23 protein-coding genes and 4 tRNA genes are annotated in these 25546 nt (G+C 58.9%); 8 read left to right on the top strand and 19 right to left on the bottom strand.

The annotated features are described in order from the left end of the window. Positions 1-29: 29 nt before the first annotated feature. The 5 genes from EAH74_RS28990 to EAH74_RS28970 form a co-directional block, all read right to left on the bottom strand. On the bottom strand, positions 30-449 hold the full coding sequence (locus EAH74_RS28990) for a sel1 repeat family protein (protein ID WP_140683376.1): 420 nt from the start codon (positions 447-449) through the stop codon (positions 30-32). Beyond that, positions 450-821, bottom strand: coding sequence for a hypothetical protein (locus tag EAH74_RS28985; RefSeq protein ID WP_059401930.1), 372 nt, complete (start codon positions 819-821; stop codon positions 450-452). Then, complete coding sequence (locus EAH74_RS28980) at positions 818-1159, bottom strand: helix-turn-helix domain-containing protein (protein ID WP_140683373.1); 342 nt, start codon at positions 1157-1159, stop codon at positions 818-820. The genes EAH74_RS28985 and EAH74_RS28980 overlap by 4 nt, the downstream gene beginning before the upstream one ends. A 113-nt stretch (positions 1160-1272) precedes the next feature. After that, positions 1273-1728 (bottom strand): YkvA family protein, encoded by a 456-nt coding sequence (locus tag EAH74_RS28975; protein ID WP_140683370.1) that lies wholly within the window; start codon positions 1726-1728, stop codon positions 1273-1275. Positions 1729-2021: 293 nt separating this feature from the next. Further along, positions 2022-2738: an FKBP-type peptidyl-prolyl cis-trans isomerase gene (locus tag EAH74_RS28970; RefSeq protein ID WP_123368986.1), complete on the bottom strand. Its 717-nt coding sequence runs from the start codon at positions 2736-2738 to the stop codon at positions 2022-2024. Positions 2739-3007: 269 nt separating this feature from the next. Between EAH74_RS28970 and EAH74_RS28965 the strand changes: the two genes are divergently transcribed. Beyond that, a complete protein-coding gene (locus EAH74_RS28965) occupies positions 3008-4816 on the top strand; it encodes a di-heme-cytochrome C peroxidase (RefSeq protein ID WP_140683367.1) in 1809 nt (602 codons plus the stop codon). Continuing rightward, on the top strand, positions 4813-5946 hold the full coding sequence (locus tag EAH74_RS28960; protein ID WP_140683364.1) for a catalase family protein: 1134 nt from the start codon (positions 4813-4815) through the stop codon (positions 5944-5946). The genes EAH74_RS28965 and EAH74_RS28960 overlap by 4 nt, the downstream gene beginning before the upstream one ends. A gap of 141 nt (positions 5947-6087) precedes the next feature. On the opposite strand, the gene EAH74_RS28955 is transcribed toward EAH74_RS28960, so the two are convergent. The 4 genes from EAH74_RS28955 to EAH74_RS28940 form a co-directional block, all read right to left on the bottom strand. Further along, positions 6088-6164, bottom strand: a tRNA-Asp gene (locus EAH74_RS28955). Positions 6165-6183: 19 nt separating this feature from the next. Continuing rightward, positions 6184-6259 (bottom strand) — tRNA-Val (locus EAH74_RS28950). Between the two features lie 189 nt (positions 6260-6448). Beyond that, positions 6449-6525, bottom strand: a tRNA-Asp gene (locus tag EAH74_RS28945). A gap of 19 nt (positions 6526-6544) precedes the next feature. Further along, positions 6545-6620 (bottom strand) — tRNA-Val (locus tag EAH74_RS28940). Positions 6621-6780: 160 nt separating this feature from the next. Here EAH74_RS28940 and rdgC point away from each other — a divergent pair. The 3 genes from rdgC (at position 6781) to sugE (ending at position 9247) form a co-directional block, all read left to right on the top strand. Beyond that, positions 6781-7701, top strand: coding sequence for a recombination-associated protein RdgC (rdgC, locus tag EAH74_RS28935; RefSeq protein WP_140683361.1), 921 nt, complete (start codon positions 6781-6783; stop codon positions 7699-7701). Positions 7702-7847: 146 nt separating this feature from the next. Then, positions 7848-8813 (top strand): bile acid:sodium symporter family protein, encoded by a 966-nt coding sequence (locus tag EAH74_RS28930; RefSeq protein WP_140683359.1) that lies wholly within the window; start codon positions 7848-7850, stop codon positions 8811-8813. 119 nt (positions 8814-8932) lie between these two features. Continuing rightward, positions 8933-9247, top strand: coding sequence for a quaternary ammonium compound efflux SMR transporter SugE (sugE, locus tag EAH74_RS28925; protein WP_008151200.1), 315 nt, complete (start codon positions 8933-8935; stop codon positions 9245-9247). A gap of 86 nt (positions 9248-9333) precedes the next feature. Here the strand turns inward: sugE and EAH74_RS28920 are convergent, their stop codons facing one another. From EAH74_RS28920 to EAH74_RS28890, 7 genes are all read right to left on the bottom strand, one after another. Beyond that, positions 9334-10095, bottom strand: coding sequence for a TenA family transcriptional regulator (locus EAH74_RS28920; RefSeq protein ID WP_430539807.1), 762 nt, complete (start codon positions 10093-10095; stop codon positions 9334-9336). Positions 10096-10173: 78 nt separating this feature from the next. Further along, positions 10174-12633 (bottom strand): EAL domain-containing protein, encoded by a 2460-nt coding sequence (locus EAH74_RS28915; protein WP_140683353.1) that lies wholly within the window; start codon positions 12631-12633, stop codon positions 10174-10176. A 249-nt stretch (positions 12634-12882) separates the two neighbouring features. Then, entirely contained in the window at positions 12883-14700 is a 1818-nt protein-coding gene (locus tag EAH74_RS28910; protein WP_140683350.1) for an ABC transporter ATP-binding protein, read from the bottom strand. Then, positions 14693-15331: a DsbA family protein gene (locus tag EAH74_RS28905; RefSeq protein ID WP_140683347.1), complete on the bottom strand. Its 639-nt coding sequence runs from the start codon at positions 15329-15331 to the stop codon at positions 14693-14695. The genes EAH74_RS28910 and EAH74_RS28905 overlap by 8 nt, the downstream gene beginning before the upstream one ends. A 3-nt stretch (positions 15332-15334) precedes the next feature. Then, complete coding sequence (locus tag EAH74_RS28900; protein ID WP_046049127.1) at positions 15335-16276, bottom strand: rhodanese-related sulfurtransferase; 942 nt, start codon at positions 16274-16276, stop codon at positions 15335-15337. A gap of 102 nt (positions 16277-16378) precedes the next feature. Next, a complete protein-coding gene (locus EAH74_RS28895; RefSeq protein ID WP_008151216.1) occupies positions 16379-16678 on the bottom strand; it encodes a BolA family protein in 300 nt (99 codons plus the stop codon). Between the two features lie 12 nt (positions 16679-16690). Then, complete coding sequence (locus EAH74_RS28890) at positions 16691-17215, bottom strand: DUF2059 domain-containing protein (protein ID WP_033055281.1); 525 nt, start codon at positions 17213-17215, stop codon at positions 16691-16693. A gap of 193 nt (positions 17216-17408) precedes the next feature. On the opposite strand from EAH74_RS28890, the gene EAH74_RS28885 reads away from it, so the two are divergent. Then, positions 17409-18803, top strand: coding sequence for a class II fumarate hydratase (locus tag EAH74_RS28885; RefSeq protein ID WP_140683344.1), 1395 nt, complete (start codon positions 17409-17411; stop codon positions 18801-18803). A gap of 104 nt (positions 18804-18907) precedes the next feature. Here EAH74_RS28885 and EAH74_RS28880 read toward each other — a convergent pair whose 3' ends face one another. After that, entirely contained in the window at positions 18908-19867 is a 960-nt protein-coding gene (locus EAH74_RS28880) for a DMT family transporter (RefSeq protein WP_140683341.1), read from the bottom strand. A 211-nt stretch (positions 19868-20078) separates the two neighbouring features. On the opposite strand from EAH74_RS28880, the gene EAH74_RS28875 reads away from it, so the two are divergent. Beyond that, on the top strand, positions 20079-20273 hold the full coding sequence (locus EAH74_RS28875) for a DUF6316 family protein (RefSeq protein WP_140683566.1): 195 nt from the start codon (positions 20079-20081) through the stop codon (positions 20271-20273). A 122-nt stretch (positions 20274-20395) separates the two neighbouring features. Here the strand turns inward: EAH74_RS28875 and EAH74_RS28870 are convergent, their stop codons facing one another. Next, a complete protein-coding gene (locus EAH74_RS28870; RefSeq protein WP_140683338.1) occupies positions 20396-21580 on the bottom strand; it encodes a thiolase family protein in 1185 nt (394 codons plus the stop codon). Positions 21581-21681: 101 nt separating this feature from the next. Further along, positions 21682-23205, bottom strand: coding sequence for a polyphosphate:AMP phosphotransferase (gene pap / locus EAH74_RS28865; protein ID WP_140683335.1), 1524 nt, complete (start codon positions 23203-23205; stop codon positions 21682-21684). Between the two features lie 319 nt (positions 23206-23524). Between pap and mnmC the strand changes: the two genes are divergently transcribed. After that, positions 23525-25507, top strand: a complete 1983-nt coding sequence (mnmC, locus tag EAH74_RS28860) for a bifunctional tRNA (5-methylaminomethyl-2-thiouridine)(34)-methyltransferase MnmD/FAD-dependent 5-carboxymethylaminomethyl-2-thiouridine(34) oxidoreductase MnmC (protein WP_140683332.1) — start codon at positions 23525-23527, stop codon at positions 25505-25507. Positions 25508-25546: the final 39 nt, after the last annotated feature.

Below are 25546 nucleotides of genomic sequence, written 5' to 3'. Positions count from 1 at the left end.
ATGGGAACGATCATTCAACTAAGGCAACCTTAATTCGTAATTGGAGGCTCGGAGTGACGAGACTCCAGCTCTTTGAGTTTGATCTCCGCCAACGGATGTCCTGCTTTGGCGGCCATCTCCCAAAACCGCGCGGCTTCAACCGCATCCGGCGCCTTGCTCGGCGTTCCGGCGAGACTGATCACACCTACTTGATACGCCGCTTTGCCATCCCCCGCCAACGCCGCCAGGCGCAGCAATCGAACACCCTCCTCACGAGCCCCAAGGCCGACGCCGCGAAAGGTCAGGATGTGGCCGTAGAAGCTCTGGGCGCCAACATCACCCAGGTTCGCCATGCGTGCGAACTGGCCTTCAAGCCAGCTCCAGCCACGCGGCTGACGCACAAACCACGACCAGTGAAACAGCCTGCGCGCCAGCCAGTAACCGGCCTTCGCCTTGAGTCGTAGAAACACTCAGGCCTCTGCCGATTCGGGGTATTCGTACTCGAACACCCGCACCACTTCCGAGGCATGCCAGGACGCTGCGGCGATGCCATCGGAAGGGCCGGAGAAACGCCCTAAACGCTCGACACATTCAAAGAATCCAGTGCGCGGCAGGCGGCTGGCGCCCTGGCTGATCACCAGCGAACTGCGCAATGGCTGCTCGGCCTTGGCGTCCAGCGCGGCCAGATGTTCAAGGGCGGCGGTCAGGGTTTGCATGGCCGGTGTGGGCAGTTGCAAACGTTCAAGCAACGCCCGGTATGTCAGAAGATGACGCTGGCGGCGTGCCTGATCCAGTTCGCCCAGCAACCCGTCCCAATGTTGACGACTGATGCGTACGCTCACGATTCATCCCTCCACCCTGGCACCGTCAACTCCCAGGCCAGGCTGCGGCGAATCGCTGCGTCGGGTAGACGCTCACCACTTTCGATCAAGGCCAGATAAGACGGGCTGATGCCTACCGTGCGGGCCAACACCTCGATGGCGATGCCCTTCCCTTCGCGCAAACTGCGTAGTTGATCCAGACCCGGAAGAATCTGGTCTGGTGTTGCGGCGTGACGCTCTGGGGCGACCCGCGGCGGTTGTTCATTGATGCCTGCTGCTTTTAGTAGAGCCTGATACTGAGCCCATGGCAGAACCGCATACTCAGGCTCTCCTTCGCGTGTAATTATCTGAATATCCATGACTACCCCGTAGGACAACAACACTTAGCGAGTCGGCACTTTTCCCTAGAAGTGTAATCCTAACAGCGGCCAAGGTCGCGGGGGTATCAATCTATGGATGAGACTGAATCAATTCAGTTTTTTTTCGGACCCTGAAGTAGAAGTTGTTCCGGGGTATCGGGCAGGCGTTCAACCACTGCAAGCTTTTCCGGCAACTGACGCTTGCGCCAGGCGCGGAAGGCATTGAGTTCGTCGTCGAGGACTTTCATCAGCCATGCCAGCACCGCGATGTCATCGAGCATGCCAAACACGGGGATGAAATCCGGTATGGCATCCACCGGACTAAGGAAGTACATCAGGCCAGCCACGACCGATATCAGGGCTTTTGGGCTGATGGCCCGATATTCTCCGCGCCAGTAAGCCAGGCAAAGTGCCTGCAACAGGCGTAGATCATCCTTGAGCTTACCCAACCGGTTACCCTGGCTGGCACCTTTGCTGGCCACCGCGAAGAGTAAGGTTGGCAAGCGTCCACGCGCGAGCAGGCGTCCGGCCAGAGGCAGGAAACGAGCGAAACTCCAAGGTGTTTTCATCATTCCTCCCACTGAAATGTTATCCACACAAATTGTGGATAACCTTGTGAACAGAGCTGCTTTTCATGGCTGAAAGCCCCGTTTCATAAGGGCCCAACTCAGATCGGGCGTTTTTTACTCACATAAAAAAACCCAAGATTTCATTGACTTGGCGCTCTGGCGCGGCTAGCACGGGCGTCCTCAATGGCTATGACTCCAGCCTACAGCATCCGTTCGCTTTGTTTACCTTCGCTGAACGCCAGATGCAACAACGCCCCGCATAAGCGAGGCGTTGTTTTTAAAGCAGACGCTGATTACTTGGCCGTAGCGTCTTGTTTTGCTGGATCCTTGATCCCCAGCAGTTCCAGGTCGAATACCAGCACCGAGTTGGCTGGAATCGCCGGGCTTGGGCTTTGGGCGCCGTAGGCCAGTTCGCTAGGGATGTACAGTTTGTACTTCTCGCCAACGTGCATCAGTTGCAAGCCTTCGACCCAACCCGGAATCACACCGCTGACCGGCAAATCGATCGGGCTGCCACGCTCGACGGAACTGTCGAAAACGGTGCCGTTGGTCAGGGTACCGGTGTAGTGAACGGTCACTACGTCGGTCGGCTTAGGCTGTGCGCCATCGGCTTTCTTGACCACTTCATACTGCAGGCCCGAAGCGGTGGTGGTTACACCGGCTTTCTTGGCATTGTCTTCGAGGAATTTTTTGCCGGCAGTTGCCGACTCTTCGCTCATTTTGGCCATACGCTCTTCAGCACGCTTTTGCAGTGCTGCGAAGGCTTCGACCAGTTCGTCATCCTTCAGCTTCTGTTCTTTCTTGCCGACGGCATCTTCGATGCCTTGGGCTACGGCTTTGGAGTCCAGATCATCCATGCCTTCCTGAGCCAGGCTCTTGCCCATGTTCAGGCCAATCCCGTAGGAGGCTTTTTGCGCCGGGGTTTTCAGCTCTACGCTGGTCTGCGAATCACAACCCGCAAGTACCAGGCTAACCAGGGCCACCGCCGCCGCCAACCGATGCTGTTTCATGCTATTTCCTTGTTCATGCGCCTAAAGGGCAATCGAATAAAGCCGCGAGCTTATCAGGCGGCCACGACCAATGGCTACCGGCATGAGAGCAGGAAACTTCTGATAAGTTCAGGTGTTTTAACGCATTTCAGGCATGGGCTGATGAAGCTTCTGTCATCTTTGCGCTCACAGAGACCGATTGCAGAACCCCAGCATCTGGCGTAATGGCCACTTGCCGCACCTCAGGAGCTGAGGCATAAGGGAGCTTCAAATCGACAAGGATGTCTGTCTTGCGCCTCTTCTTACGCTTGCTGGTTCTGTTCGCAGTCCTGCTGGGGCTGGGCCTCGCCGTGGTTCTGTACTACGTCGCCAACCCGAAACTGCCGGCCTGGTCACCCGTGCAGCAAGTGCATTACCTGGAGCAATGGAGCGCCAGCGACCGCGAGATTTACTACTTCACGCCCCAGGGTACTCAGGTCAAAGGCTTGCGCTATGACTGGTTCAAGGCCCTCGAATTACCGTTCTCGCAACAGCGATTCGCAGCTCCCGAATACCTCGCCCGCTTCGGTTTTCTGATCGACCCCAGGCAGAGACCCACGCCGAACAACCCCGGCAATCTGCCAGTGGGCTTTGCCCGTCATCAGAACCCTGGAAGCCAGGACGAGTTTCTGGACATTACTTGCGCCGCCTGCCACACCGGCGAACTGCGCTTTAACGGCCAGGCCGTGCGCATCGATGGCGGTTCGGCGCAACACGTTCTGCCATCCAGCGTTCCTACGTTGCGCGGCGGTAGTTTCGGACAAGCGCTGGTAGCGAGTCTGACGTCGACTTACTACAACCCGTGGAAATTCGAACGTTTCGCACGCAACGTATTGGGCCAAGACTACGATACCCGGCATCAACAACTGCGCAAAGACTTCAAAGTCTCTCTCGACACCTTCTTGAAGGTGGCCTGGAACGACACCCATCGCGGGCTCTATCCCACCGAAGAAGGCCCCGGCCGCACCGACGCTTTCGGCCGCATTGCCAACGCCAGTTTCGGCGATGCGATTTCCCCCGCCAACTACCGTGTAGCCAACGCTCCGGTCGACTATCCGCAATTGTGGGACATGTGGACCTTCGACTGGGTGCAGTGGAACGGTTCGGCGCAGCAACCGATGGCCCGCAACATCGGTGAGGCCTTGGGTGTGGGCGCCACGCTTAATTTCTTCGACGCTAACGGCCAACCGTTTAAAGGAGACGCCCGTTATCCATCCAGTGTCCGCTTGCGCGATCTGCACCTGATCGAACAAACCCTGCAACGGCTCAAACCACCGGCCTGGCCGGAAGAACTGCTGGGCGCCATCGACAAAGCCCAGGCAGCAAAAGGTCGCGAATTATTCACCGAGAACTGCGCCGGCTGCCATGTACCTCGATCGGTCCAAAGCGACGGGCGCTGGGCGCAACAGTTGAAAATGCTGCCCGTGGAGTTCATCGGCACAGACCCGGGCGCGGCCAATAACATCGCCGACCATCGCTTCGACCTCACAGCCTTGCAATGGGACCCGGCAGAGCTGGCGCAACTGGATGTGCAATTGCAGCCGACGCCCACTGAATCGCTGGATTTGAGCAAGCTCTCGTCGGCTAAAGGGTTGGCCTACGTCACAGCGTTCGTCGGAAACCGGGCCTTCCGTGAAGCAAACATTCCTACGGCCGAACGACCGGACATGGATGGCTTCGGCCTGCCGATTGGCGTGCGCGAATTGCGCGCCTACAAGGCGCGACCATTGGCGGGAGTCTGGGCGACCGCACCGTTTCTGCATAACGGTTCGGTGCCGAGCATTTATCAGTTGCTCTCGCCCCAGGATGAACGCGCAACCACCTTCTACAAAGGCACTTTCGAGTACGACCCCAGGCACCTGGGTTATCGCACCGAGGCCTTCACCAATGGCTTCATGTTCGACACACGCATCACCGGCAATCACAACAGCGGCCACGAATTCCGGGCAGGCAAGCGTGGCAACGGCGTCATTGGTCGCCTGCTGCAACCAGAAGAGCGCTGGGCGCTGCTGGAGTATCTGAAAGTGTTGGGCGGTCCGTTAGAGGCACAATTGCCATGAGCAGACTCTGGATGTGTTTTGGCGCCTTTCTCGGCAAAACCCTGCTGTGGTCGGTGGGCCTTGGATTGCTCGGCTGGGCGCTGGCCACGGCGTGGTTCACCTGGCAGCACAGCGGCCCGGTTTCGGCTGAAGAACTGATTCCGGATGGTGAATCAGCGATGACCCAAGACATCATCCAGACGGCCGTGCGCATCGTCGATCAGCATCGTGAAAGCACCCGCTACCTGCGCGACGCCCATGCCAAGGCCCATGGCTGCGTGAAGGCCGAGGTTCAGGTGCTGCCGGATCTGGTGGGCGAACTGCGTCAGGGTGTGTTCAACGAACCCGGCAAAACCTGGCAAGCAACGATGCGGCTGTCCAACGGCAATGCCTACCCGCAGTTCGACAGCATCCGCGACGCACGGGGCATGGCAATCAAATTGCTCGATGTGCCCGGCAAACAACTGCTGCATGATCAACAGAGTCGGGGTGAGCAGGACTTCGTGATGTTCAGCCATCCGAATTTCTTCGTCAGCGATGTCGCCGAATACCGTCAGAATGTAGCCGCACAGGCTGACGGCAAGAAGCTGATGGCGTTCTTTCCGGGTTGGGACCCGCGGACCTGGCAGGTTCGCCATCTGTTTATCGCGCTGGCGACACTTTCACCCGCCCCGGAAAGCCCGACCCAGACGACTTATTTTTCGGTTTCGCCCTACAAATTCGGCGAAGTCAATGCTAAGTTCCGTGTCATTCCCGATCTGACAAGCTGTCCGACCTACATCTTGCCCGCGCAAAACCAGAAGTTGCCGAACTTCCTGCGCAATGCGCTGAACCAGCAACTGTCAACCGACCGGATGCCGGCCTGCTTCGTCCTGCAGGTACAGCGCCAGGACCCGGCCAAGTACATGCCGATCGAAGACACGAGCATTGAGTGGCAGCAAAGCGATGCTCCATTCGAGACCGTGGCGCGGATCAAAGTACCCGCCCAGGACTTCGATACGCCTGTACTGAACGTGCAATGCGATAACCAGTCGTTCAACCCGTGGTTTGGCCTTGAGGCTCATCGCCCCATTGGCGGCATCAACCGGTTGCGCAAAGCCGTGTACGAAGCCGTGAGCGACTACCGACACAGCCGCAACGCCGAACAATAAGAAGGCAGAACGAAAGAAAGCGACCCGAAGGTCGCTTTCTCGGTGGAGCCTCGGCAGAAGCCAAACCCCAGACAGCAAAAAGCCCGCATTAAGCGGGCTTTCTGTGGTGACCTGGCGTTCAGCGTTCCAGGTGACCGAATATGGCGCAGCGGACGGGACTCGAACCCGCGACCCCCGGCGTGACAGGCCGGTATTCTAACCGACTGAACTACCGCTGCGCGTAGCGTTGAAAGTAAATGGTGGGTGATGACGGGATCGAACCGCCGACATTCTGCTTGTAAGGCAGACGCTCTCCCAGCTGAGCTAATCACCCTTTACCTTCGTTGCGGGGCGCATTGTGCCACAGATTTTCATAACATGTTGATTTAATTGATAAATTAATCAAAAAAATCTGAAAACCCGTAAAACGATACACCCTGCAGGAACTACAGACAGAAAAAAACCCGCGTTAAGCGGGCTTTTCCGTGGTGACCTGGCGTTCAGCGTTCCAGATAACCGAATATGGCGCAGCGGACGGGACTCGAACCCGCGACCCCCGGCGTGACAGGCCGGTATTCTAACCGACTGAACTACCGCTGCGCGTAACACTGGAAGCGAATGGTGGGTGATGACGGGATCGAACCGCCGACATTCTGCTTGTAAGGCAGACGCTCTCCCAGCTGAGCTAATCACCCTTCACTTTCGGTGTGGCGCGCATTCTACGGAGCGACCACATCTCTGGCAAGCACTTTTTTAATTAATTTTTTCAGGCCTTCCAAAGGCTTAGAGAAGGGTTGGCCTATGGCGCCGCGAAGAGAATAATGCCCCCCTTTGTATAAAGGAGAGACTCGCCCCATGTGGTTCAAAAACCTGCTTATCTATCGCCTGACCCAAGATCTGCCTTTTGATGCCGAGGCGTTGGAAACTGCACTGGCCACCAAACTGGCGCGTTCATGTGCAAGCCAGGAGTTGACCACCTACGGTTTCGTCGCGCCATTCGGCAAGGGCGAAGATGCTCCGCTGGCGCACATCAGCGGCGACTTCCTGCTGATCGCCGCGCGTAAAGAAGAGCGCATTCTGCCGGGCAGCGTCGTGCGTGACGCGGTGAAGGAAAAGGTCGAAGAGATCGAAGCCGAACAAATGCGCAAGGTCTACAAAAAGGAACGCGATCAGATCAAGGATGAGATCATCCAGGCCTTCCTGCCGCGCGCCTTTATTCGTCGTTCGTCGACTTTCGCTGCCATCGCGCCGAAACAGGGCCTGATCCTGGTCAACTCGGCCAGCCCGAAACGTGCCGAAGACCTGTTGTCCACCCTGCGTGAAGTCATCGGCACGCTGCCGGTACGTCCGCTGACCGTGAAAATGTCGCCGACCGCTACCATGACTGAATGGGTCACCACCCAGAAAGCCGCGGACGATTTCTTCGTGCTGGACGAGTGCGAGCTGCGTGACACCCACGAAGACGGCGGCATCGTGCGTTGCAAGCGCCAGGACCTGACCAGCGAAGAAATCCAGCTGCACCTGAGCACCGGCAAAGTGGTCACTCAGCTGTCGTTGGCCTGGCAAGACAAGCTGTCTTTCGTTCTTGACGACAAGATGGTGGTCAAGCGCCTGAAGTTCGAAGACCTGCTGCAAGACCAGGCGGAACAGGACGGTGGCGAAGAAGCCCTCGGCCAACTGGACGCCAGCTTCACCCTGATGATGCTGACCTTCGGCGACTTCCTGCCGGCGCTGGTTGAAGCGCTGGGCGGCGAAGAGACTCCGCAAGGAATCTAAAACTTTGTGATATCCCACTGTGGGAGCGAGCCTGCTCGCGAAGGCGTCATATCAGTCAGCATCATTGTTGAATGACAGACCGCTTTCGCGAGCAGGCTCGCTCCCACACTGGTTTTATGGTGTTACTCAAGAATAAGGATCAGGCCATGCGTGCACTGGCTGCATTGAGTCGTTTTGTCGGCAACACCTTCGCTTACTGGGTACTGATTTTCGCCGTCGTGGCGTTCCTGCAACCGACCGTGTTCATCGGCCTGAAGGGCGCGATCGTTCCGCTGCTGGGGCTGGTGATGTTCGGCATGGGCCTGACCCTCAAACTTGAAGACTTCGCCGAAGTCGTTCGCCATCCATGGCGCGTGGCCCTGGGCGTGGTTGCGCACTTCGTGATCATGCCCGGTGTGGCGTGGTTGCTTTGCCAGGCTTTCCACTTGCCGCCGGAGATCGCTGTCGGCGTCATCCTGGTCGGTTGCTGCCCTAGCGGCACCTCGTCGAACGTGATGACCTGGCTGGCCCGCGGCGATCTGGCGCTGTCGGTGGCCATCGCCGCTGTCACTACCCTCCTCGCCCCGCTCTTGACCCCGGCTCTGATCTGGCTGCTGGCCTCAGCCTGGTTGCCGGTGTCGTTCATGGAGCTGTTCTGGTCGATCCTGCAAGTGGTGCTGTTGCCGATCGTGCTTGGCGTGGTTGCCCAGCGCCTGCTGGGTGATCGGGTTCGCCACGCGGTGGAGGTGCTGCCGCTGATCTCGGTGGTGAGCATCGTCATTATCGTCACAGCCGTGGTGGCCGCCAGCCAGGCGAAGATTGCCGAATCCGGCCTGCTGATCATGGCCGTGGTGATGCTGCACAACAGCTTCGGCTATCTGCTGGGCTACTTCACCGCAAGGCTGTTCAAGTTGCCACTGGCCCAGCGTAAATCCCTGGCTCTGGAAGTCGGCATGCAGAACTCCGGGTTGGGTGCGGCCCTGGCCAGTGCGCACTTCTCACCGCTGGCGGCGGTGCCGAGTGCGTTGTTCAGCGTCTGGCACAACATCTCCGGGGCGCTGCTCTCGACGTATTTCCGCCGGATGAGCGAGAAAGAAGATCGGGAAACTGCGGCGCAGCAGGCTATCGACTGATCCGAAAACTTGATCCCCGGGTTAATGATGGGCACTCTATTGCACAACGCGAGGACGACCTCGCGGCTCGATCGAGTCATTAATCTGGGGACGACCCCGTCAATCGATGGAGGTCTCTCATGTCCTGGATCATTCTGTTTTTCGCCGGCCTGTTCGAAGTTGGCTGGGCCGTCGGCCTGAAATACACCGATGGCTTCAGTCGCCCTCTCCCCACCGCATTGACCGTTGCCGCCATGGCCATCAGCCTTGGCTTGCTGGGCCTTGCCATGAAGGAATTGCCGCTGGGCACGGCCTACGCGATCTGGACGGGTGTCGGTGCGGTCGGGACGGTAATTGCCGGGATCATTCTGTTCGGTGAATCCATGGCGTTGTTCAGGCTCGCCAGTGTGGCGTTGATCATTTCCGGGCTGGTTGGGCTGAAGATCAGCGCCTGACTGTTTGCTGCCATTACGAAAAAGCCCGCCACCCCTATTGATATAGACAGGGGGAGCGGGCTTTTTCAATGGTGTGTATTAACCGATCAGCTCTCGGCCAGCTCCATGCGTTCACGCGCGACAGGAGCCTTTTGCGCACGCTCAAGCTGCATGCAACGCTCCAGGAACAGGAACATGTAGTCGTAGCTCTTGCAGACGGCCTGACGCAATTCCACTTGCAGGGATTTACTTGGATTCATACCCGCCAGCGTGCAGATGATTTCCAGGGCTTCCCACGGATGGGCATCGTCGTACTGGGCATGCATTTTTAACCACTTCATGGCCCGCTTGCGATCTTCTTCCGGGAATGAGGCCGCGTAGACACCACTGGAACAGACCAGCGCCGACCACTCCCCGGTCGCACCTTCAATGGCGTAGTTGGTGGCGGCAATGGCAACGATCAGCGAATCCGACGAACTGGTGTGCCAGCACCAGTGGCTCAAGGCGTGAAGTTCAGGGGCAACCTTTTGCGCTTGCAGATCTTCCAGGCTGACGCCGTGAGCACGGCTCCAGTGCACCCAGTAATCGGCATGGTTCAATTCGACGCGAATGTTACGCATCAACCAGCGACGTGCCATGTCTTCACCTGGATGGCGGGCAAAGCGAGTCTTGGTCAGGTTCTGTGCCATATATAACGCGAACTGTTCGACTACCGGCCAGCCACCAATCAGGTACTGGCGCATGGTCTTTGCACTGAGTTTGTTATCACGCAGACGCTGATACAGTTCGTGTTCGACTACCCGGCGTTTGCTCTCGCTGCAATCCTGGATCAGGCGTTGAGCCCAGGCGGGATAACTTGCAGCTTCCATGAGTGGTCCGGTTCGGTTGAATGTGTCGATCACTGTCGAGCTCCTTTTGATTGTGATTATAAGGATCAGCAAGAGATTTCAACGGAACGTGCCAGGCGCCTTGAATAACAAAGGCTGAGGCCTGGCTGGACGACTTTGTAAACTGTCGCTGGTAAACAAATGCGGGCGTTCAATAACATACCCTTGAGCGTAATCCACCCCGATCTCCAGCAATGCCTGCTCGATCTGGGGTGTTTCAACAAACTCGGCAATCGTACGTTTACCCATAACATGACCGATGTGATTGATCACTTCGACCATGGCGCGGTTAATCGGGTCGTCCAGCATATCCTTTACGAAACTCCCGTCGATCTTCAAGAAGTCTACAGGTAAATGTTTCAAATATGCGAATGAGGACATTCCGGCGCAAAAGTCATCCAGTGAAAAGTGGCAACCTAAACCTTTGAGTTCATTAATAAATCTGATTGCACTTCCGAGATTGGAAATAGCACTGGTTTCAGTGATTTCAAAACAAATCATTTCAGGCGGTATGGAGTAAGTAACAAACTGTTCACGCAGAAAGTGCAGAAACGCCTCATCTCCGATAGTTGTGCCTGACAGATTAATCGCACACATGGCCAACGGTCCTTTGTGCTGTTCGGCTATGCATTGGGCAATAATTTTGAAAACGTTCTGTACAACCCAGCGGTCAAGGGATGTCATCAGACCATAACGCTCAGCAGCAGGAATAAAACTGTCGGGCAAAATCATGCGTCCGGCTTCGTCATGCAGGCGCAACAGAATTTCGATATGTCCACCGCCCTTCTCGATATGACCAAGGGGCGCGATTTCCTGGGCGTACAGACAGAAGCGGTCTTCTTCCAGCGCCATGTGCAAGCGCTGCACCCAAGCCATCTCGCCGAAGCGCAGGGACAGTTCCGAATCATCGGCGTGATAGACCTGAACCCGATTGCGGCCCTTTTCCTTGGCCATGTAGCAGGCCATGTCGGCAGCGCGCAGCGAGGCTTCGAGAGTGGTCGGATTCTGAGCGACGTGAACCAGCCCGATGCTCACAGTGGTCACGAACGGTCGGCCTTTCCAGACGAAGTGCAGGTTCTGCACGGTCTGACGCAGGCCCTCGGCGATTTTTTCTGCGGCTTCCGGGGCGCAGTTCTCCAGCAGGATGCCAAACTCGTCGCCACCCAGGCGGGCCAGGGTATCGCCTTCGCGCAAACCGGATTGCAACAGAGCGCAGATATGCCGCAGCAACTCGTCACCCGCCGCATGGCCGCAGGTATCGTTGACCAGTTTGAACTGATCCAGATCGAGGAACATCAAGGCATGGCGCCCCGAATGCCGCGCCAGGATGTGCAGCGCCTGTTCCAGGCGATATTCGAACTCGCGGCGGTTGGCGAGCCCGGTCAAGGCGTCATGGGTCGCCTGCCAGGACAGATTGGCAATGTACTGTCGCTCCTGGGTCATGTCGTGCAGCACCAGCACCGTGCCGCTGACCTTCCCGGCGTTGCGGATCGGCGCACCGACCAGGGTGACCGAAACCGTGCTGCCATCCAGGCGCTGGATCAGTTTTGAGTGTTCGCTGCCACCGCTCAGCTGTCCGCTCAAAATGTGCTCGATCAACGTGAAGCCATCGGCCTGAGCGTTCTCGTCCAGCAGATTGAACAGCGCCGCCAGCGGCAAACCCGTCGCCTGCTCGGCCTTCCAGTGAGTCAACGCCTCGGCGGCCGGGTTCATGTAGGCGATTGCGCCTTCGACATTCGTGGTGATCACACCATCGCCAATCGATTGCAGGGTGATCTGCGCTCGGTCCTTCTCCAACTGGAGAGCCTCGGCGAACGCATTGCGGTGCTTGAGCAGTTTGTGGGTGCGCATCAAGGCCAGCGCAATCAAGCCCAGGGCCGTGGCGAGGTTGGTCACCAGCAACAGCCGCAGGATCACCCGTGAGCCTTCGCCCAAGGCATCGCTGAACGCTTTCGCCGCCGGTGTCACACCCTCATTGATGGCGAATATCTGGTCTTTCCAGCGCTTGATGTCAGCCTCGGCGGCCTGACTGACAGGAATGTGCTGATGCATTTCCTTCGCAACGTCATCGAGTTGCACCAGGTACGCGTCGCCCACTGTCCAAAGGTCGATGGCTTTTTCGAGGTAACTGAAGTGCCGGAAATTGAGGTAAAGCCAGATAACACTGGAAACGTCATCCGGGTGGTTACCTCCCTTGAGGATCGCCACACGTGCCGCTTCGATATTGGGTGGCCGATGATCCAGCGCCACTCGCAACTCGTGCCCCCCCTGCGGTACGGCAATGGCGTTCTGGTATTTGACGTAAATCGTCTCGTCGCGGCTGTCGGCGTAGAGATTAAGGTAATAGATGGCGTCTTTTTGGCCTTTGGACCACAGGCTTTCCCCGGCAACGTAGCCGCGAACCGCCGACAGAACGTAAAGACTGACACCCCCCAACAGGGCCTGAAATAACACGACGGCGATGAATGGCCAGACGATGCCCAACAACCGTGGCGTTCCGAGAGTCCGCGCTTGATTCATGAGGTCCCTTGTTTTAGCACTGCCCGATCATCATCCAACGTGATCGCTACAGCTAGACTAGGGTGCGTTCTCGATCCCGGCAAGCGAGTAGCCGCTACTGCTGCGGGGAAGTGTCTATAAGTCACTGCTTTTTGAAGCGCAGCAGACAAACAAAGCGAACAACAGCTCCACGGCAAGACTTTCCATCACCTATCTATATTCGGACCCGCACTCCATCGCCCTTGAGCGATGTGCTGCTGTGCGCATTGGCTAGTGCTGCTGCAAATGCCCATAAAGCTTGGCGTACAACCCTCCATCGGCAATCAACTGCTGATGGTCGCCATCCTCGGCAATTTGTCCGCCATCAAACACCAGCACCCGATCAGCCTGCTTCACCGCGGACAACCGGTGCGCAATGATCAGCGTGGTGCGATTGCTCAAGAACCGCGCCAACGCCTGGTGCAGGTTGTATTCGGTGGCGGCATCCAGCGCTGAGGTGGCTTCGTCGAGGATCACCACCTTGGGTTCGGCCAGCACCATTCGCGCAATCGCCAGGCGTTGACGCTGCCCGCCGGATAGCCGCACGCCGGAACGTCCGACGATGCTGTCCAGGCCATTGGGCAATTCCCGAACGGTGTTGTGCAGTTGCGCAATTTCCAGCGCTTGCCAGCAAGCTTCGTCGCTGCGCTCGCGGCCCATGGTCAGGTTGGCGCGGATGGTGTCGTTGAACAGCGCCGGGTGTTGCAGGACCACGGCGACATTTTCCCGCACGGTTTCCAGACCGATCTCTTGCTGGGTCGAACCACCGAAGCGGATCGTCCCGGCAAGCGGCGTGTACAGGCCCAGCAGCAACTGCACCAAGGTACTTTTTCCGCCACCGCTGGCGCCGACAATCGCGACTTTTTCGCCGGGGGCGATCGACAGGTTCATCTGGTTCAACACCAGCTCGTCGCCGTAACCGAAACTCAATCCCTGGACTTCGATGCCCACGGTTTCGCGACCGTTGAACGGGTCCACTCCACCCGGGTATTCAGGCTCATCGGCCCGGGCCAGCAACTCGTTGATCCGAGACAGCGCGCCGCCGGCCGCGTAATAGGCGTACTGCAGATTCAGCAGCTGTTCCACCGGACCGATCATGAACCACAGGTAGCTGAACACCGCGAGCATCTGGCCGATGGACAGGTCGGAAAACAGCACGGTGAGCATCGCCGCCGCACGGAAAATATCGATGCCGAACTGGAACAGCAAGCCGCTGGCACGGTTCGAGGCATCGGTTTTCCACTGCGACGTCACCGCGTAATCGCGTACTTCACGAGCACGTTGATCGAGGCGCCCAAGAAAAAAGCCCTGACGGTTGCCGGCGCGCACTTCCTGAATGGAATCGAGGGTTTCGGTGAGTGCCTGGGTGAAACGCGAGGTGCTGTCGTTCTCGAGTTTCTTCAGGTGCTTGACCCGCTTGCCCAGCAGTACCGTGGCGTAGATCACCAGCGGGTTGAACAGCAGGATCAGCAACGCCAGCTTCCAGTGCATCCACATCAGGATGGACGCGGTGCCGACCAAGGTCAGCATGGCCACAAGGAAACGACTGAGGGTTTCGCCAACGAATTTGTCCACAGTGTCCAGGTCGGTGACCAGATGCGTGGTCACCGTGCCGCTGCCCAGGCTTTCGTATTCGCCCAGGGAAATGCGCTTGAGTCGTTCGATCAGCCGTGTGCGAATGCGATACACGATGTCCTTGGCCAGTGCCGCAAACAACTTTGCCTGCACCACGTTGAACAGCAAGGCGCCACAGCGCAGCAACAAGGTCACCAGCAGCATCAGGCCGATGTAGCCCGCCGCTTTCTGCCAGTTTTCGGGCAGCGCGTGGTTCATGATCTTCAGCGCAGAGTCGCCATGGCCCAGCAGCACCTCGTCCACCAGCAACGGCAGGAGCAAGGGAATCGGCACGCTGCACAACGTTGCCAGCACGGCCACGCCGTTGGCGATCCACAGGGACTTCTTGTGATGCAAGGCCAGGCGACGGATTTCCGCCCAGCTTAGACGGTCGACACGTGTAGCGGTTGCGGCGTTGTCAGGCTGGTCATGCACAGGCAGCGCGCTCCAGCCAGCGGCCGAGCAACGGAGACAATACGCTGAGAGACTGATAGCCATTGGTCAACAGCGCCAATTGACCATCACGTTCAGCCAGCAAGGTAGGGAAACCGGCAATGCCCAGGTCCTGGACCCACGTGAAATCGGCAGCCGTCGCGACGTGCATATCGGCACGGTCGAACGCGGCGGCGAACTCGATGCGCGGCAGACCGGCCTGCTCCGCCAGCTCCACCAGAACACTGGCGTGAGTGACGTCGCGCCCTTCGGCGTAAAACGCATGCTGAATCAGCCCGAGCAGTTTCCACGCACAATCCGGCGCCAGGCTGCGCGCAGTCACCAGCGCCCGACAGGCAGGTTCGGTGTCGTAGACAAACCCGTCGGGCAACGCGCCTTCCAGCTTGAACGGTTGACCCGTGGCTTCGGTGACCGCCTGCCAATGCTCAAGGATGTAGCGCCGGGTGGTCGGTTCCAGCGCGGAGCCGCTGCCGGTACGCAAACCACCCACCACCAGGTGCACGTCCACCCCCGCTGCTTGCGCCTGCTCGACCAGCGCGTTGGCCACCGGCGCGAAGCCCCAGCACCAGGAACACATCGGGTCCATCACATAGAGCAGGCGTTGCACAGACATGGTTCAAGCCTCGGAAGGAGTTTGCTTGTAGTTGTAGCCGATCGGGTGAGGCAGGTTGCGAGCCTTGGCCAGTTCGATCTGCTTTTGCCGGTCGATGGCACTGCGACGAGTCTTCTCGCTCAGCTTATCCCAGCAATGCGGGCAACTGATGCCGGCCACGTAGTGCTCGGACGCGCGGTCGGAGGCGCTGATCGGTGTACGACAGGCATGACATTGATCGTAGTCGCCTTCGCTGAGGTCATGACGAACGGTCACGCGGTTATCGAACACGAAGCAGTCGCCCTGCCATTTGGTTTCTTCCTGCGGCACCTCTTCGAGGTACTTCAGAATGCCGCCCTTGAGGTGGTAGACCTCGTCGAAGCCCTGGCTGAGCATATAGCTCGACGCCTTTTCACAACGAATGCCGCCGGTGCAGAACATCGCGACTTTCTTGTGCACGGCCGGGTCGAAATTGGCTTTGATGTAGTCGGGGAATTCGCGAAAACTGGTGGTCTTCGGGTCGATGGCGCCTTCGAAGGTGCCGATCGAGACTTCGTAATCGTTGCGGGTGTCGATCAACAGCACTTCCGGATCGCTGATCAACGCGTTCCAGTTCTCTGGATCGACGTAGGTGCCGACCTTCTTGTTCGGGTCCACGCCTTCGACGCCGAGGGTAACGATTTCTTTCTTGAGTTTGACTTTGGTGCGATAGAACGGCTGGTCGTCGCAGTACGACTCTTTGTGGTCGATGTCGTCCATGCGTGGGTCGTTCTTGAGCCAGGCCATCAGCCCGTCAATGCCTTCGCGGCTGCCGGACACGGTGCCGTTGATGCCTTCTTCGGCGATCAACAGGGTGCCTTTGATGCCGTTGTCGACCATCGCTTGCAGCAGCGGCTCGCGCAGGGCGACGTAATCTTCCAGGGTGACGAACTTATACAGTGCCGCCACGACAATCTGTTGTGTCATGGGTGATTCTCCAGGTGGCTACCCTCGTAAGGGGTGAACCGGATGCGAAAAAAAACGCGCCGGGTGAGCGGCGCGTTGCGGATTCTAGCAAAAAACCGATGCTTAATGCTTGCTGCCGCCAGCACAGGTCGGCGAGGCCGGAGCCGCGTCGATCTGTGCCCATTCCTCTGGCGTGTAGGTATGCAGCGCCAACGCATGAAACTCGCCCATCAGCTCGCCGAGCGTGCCGTAGACTTTCTGGTGACGCTTGACGCGGTTGAGCCCTTCGAACTGCTGGCTGACCACCACGGCTTTGAAGTGGGTCTGCAACCCACGGCTGTGCATGTGGCTTTCATCCAGCACTTGCAGATGCTGCGGCTGCAACAGGCCCAGCGTCGATTCGATGCGTTGTTGCATGGTCATACCGAACTCCGCTTAAGGCTTTTTCTTGGCCGGAGCAGCGGCGCCTTTAGGCTCCAGCTCGGCGGTCATGTCAGCCAGCAATTTGTTGACCACAGGCACGGCGCTTTCCAGCTTGGCTTGAGTCATCTGGGCCGATTGCTGAGTCAGCTGCGGCATTTTTTCCAGGACTTTCTTGCCCAGAGGTGACTGGTAGAACGCGACCAGGTCTTTCAGCTCGGATTCGCTGAAGTTGGTGGTGTAGAGCTTGACCATGTCCGGCTTCAGCTTGTTCCAGCCAATGGCTTGGTCCAGCGCGGCGTTGGCTTTGGCCTGGTAGGTTTCCAGCAAGGCTTTTTTCGATTCAGGTGCTTTGGTTTGTTCAAAGCGTTGAGCGAACATTTGCTGCACTTGCATGTACACCGGAGTGCCCAATTTGTCAGCGTGCGCCAGGGTCAGGAAAGCTTCGGCACTGGCGTTGTGGCTGGCGGTATCGGCAAAAACAGGGCCGCTGGCGCAAACCAGTGCAACCGCGGTACAGATGGCACGAAGACGAGTCATCGAGTTTCCTTTTCTAGCAGGCGAGGTCATTACCCCAAGGGCGACCATTCTGCACCTAAAAAAGTGTGTCGCTCAACCCCAAGCCTTGTCGCGCCTGATTTAGAGGGGTTGAACGGTCAAATTCCAGACTGATGGAACCACGGTCGTCGATCACGGCCTAAACTGCGCTATCAGACCTACAGGAGTGTGCATGATGAGCCGTATCGAAACCGACAGCCTTGGCCAGGTGGAAGTCCCGGATGAAGCCTACTGGGGCGCTCAGACGCAACGCTCGCTGATTAACTTCGCCATCGGCAACGAAAAAATGCCGCTGGCGGTGCTGCATGCCCTGGCGCTGATCAAGAAAGCCGCGGCGCGGGTCAATGACCGCAACGGTGACCTGCCCGCCGACATCGCCCGGCTGATCGAACAAGCCGCCGACGAAGTGCTCGACGGCAGCCATGACGACCAGTTCCCGCTGGTGGTCTGGCAGACCGGCAGCGGCACCCAGAGCAACATGAACGTCAACGAAGTGATCGCCGGTCGCGCCAACGAACTGGCCGGTAATGCTCGCGGCGGCAAGTCGCCGGTTCACCCTAACGATCACGTCAACCGCTCCCAGAGTTCCAACGACTGCTTCCCGACCGCCATGCACATCGCGGCAGCCCAGGCAGTGCAACAGCAATTGCTGCCGGCGATCAACGAACTGTCGGGCGGATTGGCCGAGCTGTCCGCGCGGCACATGAAACTGGTCAAGACCGGCCGCACCCACATGATGGACGCGACGCCGATTACCTTCGGTCAGGAGCTGTCGGCGTTCATCGCGCAACTGGATTACGCCGAGCGGGCGATCCGCAGCGCGCTGCCGGCCGTCTGTGAACTGGCCCAGGGCGGCACAGCAGTCGGCACCGGGCTGAACTCGCCCCACGGTTTTGGCGAAGCCATCGCTGCCGAGCTGGCCGCCCTCTCCGGCCTGCCGTTCGTCACCGCACCCAACAAATTCGCCGCCCTGGCTGGCCATGAGCCGCTGACCACGCTGTCCGGTGCGCTGAAGACCCTCGCCGTGACCCTGATGAAAATCGCCAACGACCTGCGCCTGCTGGGTTCCGGGCCGCGAGCAGGCTTTGCCGAAGTGAAACTGCCGGCCAACGAACCGGGCAGCTCGATCATGCCGGGCAAGGTCAACCCGACCCAGTGCGAAGCCCTGTCGATGCTGGCGTGTCAGGTATTGGGCAACGACGTCGCCATTGGCTTTGCCGCGAGTCAGGGGCACCTGCAACTGAACGTGTTCAAACCGGTGATCATCCACAACCTGCTGCAATCGATCCGCCTGCTCGGCGATGGCTGCAGCAACTTCCAGCAGCATTGCATCGCTGGTCTGGAACCGGATGCAGAGAAAATGGCTGAACATCTGGAGCGTGGGTTGATGCTGGTGACGGCGCTGAATCCGCACATTGGTTATGACAAATCGGCGGAAATCGCCAAAAAGGCTTACGCAGAAGGGCTGACCTTGCGCGAGTCGGCGTTGCAGTTGGGGTATCTGACGGATGAAGAGTTCGATGCGTGGGTAAGGCCGGAGAATATGCTGGAGGCTGGTGCCAAGGGTTAAGCTTTGTAGCGACCATCAGATCGACTTCGCGAGCAGGCTCGCTCCCACATTGGATCGCATCCTCCTGTGGGAGCGAGCCTGCTCGCGAAGAACGATGACCCGGATTACCCTGCTGCAATCCTAACGCGACGAGCCCTGAGCCCCGCAATCAACGACGGCCCCAACGCCACCAGCGCCGACCCCAGCACCACCAGCACCGCCCCGCCATAACCCAGACCATTGATCGTCTCGGCATGCACATAGTCCGGCCACATCCATGCGGCCACCGCCACCGCAGCGAACGTCACCAACGGTGTGATTGCCAACGTCGCACTGACCCGCGACGCCTCCCAATGCGCCAGAGCTTCGGCAAACGCGCCATAGGCGATCAGGGTGTTCATGCAGCACGCCAGCAGTAGCCAGCCTTGCAACGGACTCAGTTGCAGCACTTCCAGCGGATGCACCCACGGCGTCAACAACAGCGCGCAGAACAGGTAGATCACCATCATCACCTGCAGCGAATTCCACACCGTGAGCAATTGCTTCTGACCCAAGGCGTAGAACGTCCAGACCGTGGACGCCAACAACACCAACAGCACGCCGGCGGTGTAATCGGTCAGCGAGGTCAGCAACTCGGCCAGCCGCTGATTGAAAAACAGGGCAAAGCCAATCAACAGCACCAGCAGGCCAATCCCCTGCCCCACGCTGAACCGTTCCTTGAACACAAACAGACTGGCGATCAGCAACATGATCGGGCCCATCTGTACCACCAGTTGCGCGGTGCCGGGGCTAAGCAGGTTCAGGCCCTTCAGGTACAGCACATAGTTGCCCACCAGGCCGAGCACCGCCATCAACACCAACCAGCCACCCCGCGGCCCGAGCACCTTGCGGCTCGGCAGGCGTTTGGTAGCCGCCAGATAAATGAACAGGCACCCGCCGGATACGATCAGGCGAAACCAGGTCACCGTCACCGGGTCCATCACCAGCAGCACTTGCTTGAGTTTGATCGGCAGGATTCCCCACAGCAGCGCGGTCACCAAGGCCAGGAATAGACCGTAAACCCAGCGACCCGATGAAATGTGCATTGCGAACCCCGAAGCCAAGTGGCGAGAAAGGTCATTCTAGGCTCAGAGCCGTTCGGCACACAGGGACAGTTGGGCGTTGGCCGCGAATGAAACTGTGCAGGTCGCACCATTAAATTGGCGCTATGCCGTCGATCGGTTGGCCAGGCGTTGCAAGTGGTTCATGCATAAGCTCATGGAATTCGCCAACAGGAACATTCCTCAGGAGATCGCCATGTACGGCAAGCGCGCCCAGGACAATGCCCCCGCCACTCACTTTCGCTGTGACCGGGTGTGTCGCGTGAATGGGAATTTGTATTTCAGCACCCGGGAAAACACCCTTGAAGGGCCGTTTGAAAATCCGGAGAAGTTGGCGCGGGAGGTACAGGCTTACATTGAGCGGATGCTGCTTTTGCGGAAGAGCTTATAGACTGCGGTGCCTGCATCGCGAGCAAGCTCGCTCCCACAGGGATCTGATGTGCGACATAGATCCAATGTGGGAGCGAGCTTGCTCGCGATAGCGGTTAACTAGGCAACACAAATCTTGCAGTCTTATCGCACCGCTTCGAACAACCCGGTCGCACCCATCCCGCCACCCACACACATGGTGACGATGCCGTAACGCACGTTGCGGCGCTGCAATTCACGCACGAGATGCCCGACCTGACGCGAACCGGTCATGCCGAACGGATGGCCGATGGAAATCGAGCCGCCATTGACGTTGTACTTGTCGTTATCGATTTCCAGCCGAATGCGGCTGTGCAGGCATTGCGAGGCGAACGCTTCGTTGAGTTCCCACAGATCAATGTCGGCAACCTGCAAACCCTTGGCTTTGAGCAGCTTCGGCACCGAAAACACCGGGCCGATACCCATTTCATCCGGCTCGCAACCGGCCACGGTGAAACCACGGAAGAACGCCTTGGGCTTCAACCCCAGTTCCAGTGCTTTTTCCAGGCTCATTACCAGCGTCATCGACGCGCCATCGGACAGCTGCGAAGAATTGCCCGCCGTCACCGAACCGTCTTCGGCAAACACCGGTTTCAATCCCGCCAGGCTTTCCAGGGTGGAGCCCGGGCGATTGCAGTCATCGTGATCGACGATGCCGTCAAGAATCTGCACCTGACCGGTGGCCTTGTCTTCAACCCGATATTTCACCGCCATCGGCACGATTTCATCGTCAAACAATCCAGCGGCCTGAGCCTGAGCAGTACGTTGCTGACTTTGCAGCGCGTACAGATCCTGTTCTTCACGAGTGACGTCGTAACGACGAGCGACGATTTCGGCCGTCTGACCCATCGGGAAATAAATGCCGGGCACCTGCTCTTTCAGCAGCGGATTGATCAGGTTGTCGGTGTTGATGCTTTTCATGGTCAGGCTGATGGACTCGACGCCACCGGCGACGATGATGTCGCTGCAACCCGAAGCAATCTGGTTGGCGGCGATGGCGATCGCCTGCAGGCCCGACGAGCAAAAACGGTTGAGGGTCATGCCGGCAGTGCCGGTGCCCAGGCGCGACAACACCGCGATGTTGCGACCGATGTTGAAGCCCTGGCCACCTTCGTTGGAACCGGCACCGACGATGCAGTCCTCGACGCTGGCCGGGTCGATGCCCGAGCGCGCCAGCAGCGCATTGACGCAGTGGGCCGCCATGTCGTCCGGACGGGTCAGGTTGAACTTGCCGCGAAAGGATTTGGCCAGGCCGGTCCGCACGCTGTCGACGATCACCACTTCACGCATGGCATACCTCATTGTTGTTGTCGGTTGAGAGTGGACCGAGCATAAGTCCACTGCATTACCGACCGCGACAATCATTCACCCCGCGTATGCGCAACCATCGCTCACTTCTTGAGCTTTTCCACCTTCCTGTCGTGCTTGTCGGACTTTTCGAAAGCCTCTTCCAGCGCCAGATTGATGGTGCGCAGGACTTTGACCCGCGCCCAGCGTTTGTCATTGGCTTCCACCAGTGTCCAGAGTGATATCTCGGTGCTGGTGCGATCGACCATGTCACCGACCGCCGCGCGGTAGTCGTCCCATTTATCACGATTGCGCCAGTCATCTTCGGTGATCTTGAAACGCTTGAAGGGAATTGCTTCCCGGGCCTGGAAACGCTCCAGTTGCGTCTGCTTGTCGATAGCCAGCCAGAACTTGACCACAATCACCCCGGCCTCGGCGATCTGCTCTTCAAAATCATTGATTTCACTGTAGGCCCGCAACCAGTCAGCCGGCGGGCAGAAGCCTTCGACGCGTTCCACCAGTACCCGCCCGTACCACGAACGATCAAACACCGTGAACTTGCCCTTGGCCGGGATGTGTCGCCAGAACCGCCACAGATAAGGCTGCGCCCGTTCCTCTTCGGTGGGCGCGGCAATTGGCACGATGCTGTACTGGCGTGGATCGAGGGCTGCCGCAACCCGGCGGATCGCCCCGCCCTTGCCTGCCGCATCATTCCCCTCGAACACCGCCACCAAGGCGTGCCGACGCATGCGTTTGTCGCGCATCAGGCCGGAAAATCGCGCCTGCTCGGTAATCAGTTGTTCTTCGTAATCGTCCTTGTCCAGACGCTGAGTCAAATCCAGGCTGTCGAGCAGGCTTCTTTGATCGACATGGATGGGCAACGGCGCGGCATTGACCTTGTCGGGATGGACCTCGGGACGCTTCAGAGCATTTTGCAGGCCTTCGAGCAGGATCTTGCCCACCGCCAGGCTGCGGTAATGAGGGTCCACTCCTTCGATCACATGCCAAGGCGCGTAGTCGCGGCTGGTACGGCGCAACACGCGTTCGCCGTATTTCACGAACTTGTCGTAGGTTTGCGATTGTTGCCAGTCCAGCGGACTGATGCGCCAACTGTGCAGCGGGTCATCCGCCAGGGCCTTGAGCCGGGCCTTCATTTGCTTCTTGGAGAGGTGGAACCAGAACTTGAAGATCAGCGCGCCTTCGTCGCAGAGCATTTTTTCAAAGCGCTCGGACTGGTTGATCGCCTGATCCAGCACCGGGTCCTTGAACAAGCCATGAACCCGGCCTTGCAGCATCTGGCTGTACCAGTTGCCGAAGAAAACCCCCATGCGGCCCTTGGCCGGGAGCATCCGCCAGTAGCGCCAGGCCGGTGGCCGCGCCAGCTCTTCGTCGGTCTGCTGATCGAACGTGCGGACCTCGATCAAGCGTGGGTCCATCCATTCGTTAAGCAACTTGACCGTCTCGCCCTTGCCGGCGCCTTCGATGCCATTGATCAGAATGATCACCGGAAAGCGGCGCTGCTGGTGAAGTTCGAACTGCGCTTCGAGCAAGGCTTCACGCAGGGCCGGTTCTTCGGCGTCGTAGGTTTCTTTGTCGATGGCGTGACCGATTTCGGCGGATTCGAACATGAGACGGCTCCTTCCAGGATTGAGCAAGACTAGCGGATTGAGTTGTTTTCCGTGGGAGAAATCCCTTACTTCGCAGCAACGATATTTTTTTGTAGCAGCTGCCGAAGGCTGCGTTCGATCGCGCAGCGGTCGTAAATCCTGAGTGCACGTTTTACCTGAAAAAATACATCGGCTGATTTTGCGACCGCTACGCGATCGAACGCAGGCTGCGCCAGCTGCTACAGATTTTCCGCGAATCTGCGAGTGCACGCGTTGCCAGGGATCAGGCACCGCTCCGGCGATCGGCTAGAATGGCCGCCTTGCCGTTGCCGAGCCTGCCATGAAACCTGTATTGCCCCACGCCCAGCTCGACTGGGACGACCAAGGGCTCCCGCGTTCGCGGGTGTTCGATGATGTGTATTTCTCCGATCTGTCGGGGTTGGACGAAACCCGCTACGTATTCCTCGAACAGAACGCGTTGCGTGAACGCTTTGCCGCATTGCCGGCCGGCGGTCGACTGGTGATTGGCGAGACCGGTTTCGGCACCGGGCTGAATTTCCTTTGCGCCTGGCAGCTATTCGAACAGCATGCGGTGGCCGGAGCACGTCTGCATTTTGTCAGTGTCGAAAAGTACCCGCTGAGCCTGCCCGATCTGCAGCGTGCCTTGGCCTTGTGGCCGGAGCTAAAACCGTTTGCCGATCAACTGCTGACGCAATACATCGCAATCCACCCAGGCTTCCAGCGCCTGGTGCTGGACAACGGCCGCGTGACCCTGACCCTGCTGATCGGCGATGCGCTGGAGCAATTGCCACAACTCGACGCGCAGATCGACGCCTGGTTTCTCGACGGTTTTGCCCCGGCGAAAAACCCTGACATGTGGACCGCCGAGCTGTTCGCCGAACTGGCACGTCTGGCGGCCCCCGGCTCGACCATCAGCACCTTCACCAGCACCGGTTGGGTGCGCCGTCTGCTGAATGCGGCGGGCTTCAAGATGAAGCGCACGCCAGGCATTGGCCACAAATGGGAAATCCTGCGGGGCGTGTTTCTCGGCTGGCCTGAAGAAGTCCCGGCGCCCGCCGCGGCCAAACCATGGTTCGCGCGCCCGACGCCACTGACCGGCGAACGTCGGGCACTGGTGATCGGCGCCGGCCTGGCCGGTTGCGCCACGGCCGCCAGTCTCGCGGCGCGGGGTTGGCACGTCAGTCTGCTGGAGCGCCACAATGCACTCGCACAGGAAGCCTCGGGCAATCCACAGGGCGTGCTGTACCTCAAGCTTTCGGCCCATGGCACCGCATTGTCGCAGTTGATTGTCAGTGGTTTCGGTCACACCCGACGCTTGCTTGAGCATCTGCAACGGGGCGTCGACTGGGACGATTGCGGGGTCTTGCAACTGGCCTTCAACGCCAAGGAAGCCGAGCGTCAGGCGCAATTGGCCGCCGCTTTTTCGCCAGACCTGGTGCACTTGCTCGATCAACCGCAAGCCCAGATTCAGGCCGGGATCGCCCTGGAGCACGGCGGATTATTCTTCCCGGAAGGTGGCTGGGTTCATCCCCCGGCGTTGTGCCATTGGCAGGCGTCCTCAACGAACATCCAGTGGCTGCCCCATCGCGATGTCCTGGAACTGCGCAAGGTGGATGATCAGTGGCAGGCCTGGGACGGTGATGATTTGCTGGCCAGTGCCCCCGTGGTGATCCTGGCCGGCGCCGCCGAGATCAAGCGTTTCCCGCACAGCGCCGAACTGCCCCTCAAACGCATTCGTGGCCAGATCACCCGACTCGCGCAAACCCCTGAAAGCCAGAGCCTGGCCACCGTCGTCTGCGCCGAAGGCTATGTGGCGCCCGCTCGACTGGGCGAACACACCCTCGGCGCCAGCTTCGACTTCAAGAGCAATGACCTGACCCCAACCCTCGCCGAACACCTCGGCAACCTGGCTTTGCTCGAGGAAATCTCCGCCGACCTGGCCACTCGACTGCATGCACAGGAACTGGACCCGCAACAGCTTGAAGGACGCGCCGCGTTCCGCTGCACCAGTCCGGACTACCTGCCGATCGTTGGCCCGTTGGCCGAACCAGCGGCCTTCGCCGATGCCTACGCCGTGCTGAGCAAGGACGCCCGGCAAGTACCGGATATTCCCTGCCCCTGGCTTGAGGGTTTTTACGTCAACAGCGGCCACGGTTCTCGCGGCCTGATCACCGCGCCGCTGTCGGGTGAGTTGCTCGCGGCATGGATCGAAAACGAACCTTTACCTCTGCCCAGAGCGGTCGCCGAGGCCTGTCATCCCAACCGTTTTGCGGTGCGCCAATTGATCCGCGGAAAAGTCTGACGGCGCGCCTTATAACTTATCGGTCTAAAACTCCGGGGA

The sequence above is a fragment of the Pseudomonas mandelii genome, from assembly GCF_006438925.1.
Classification (GTDB): Bacteria; Pseudomonadota; Gammaproteobacteria; order Pseudomonadales; family Pseudomonadaceae; genus Aquipseudomonas; species Aquipseudomonas mandelii_C.
Note: the sequence above shows the minus strand (reverse complement) of the source record. Positions and strands in the feature narration are given on the sequence as shown.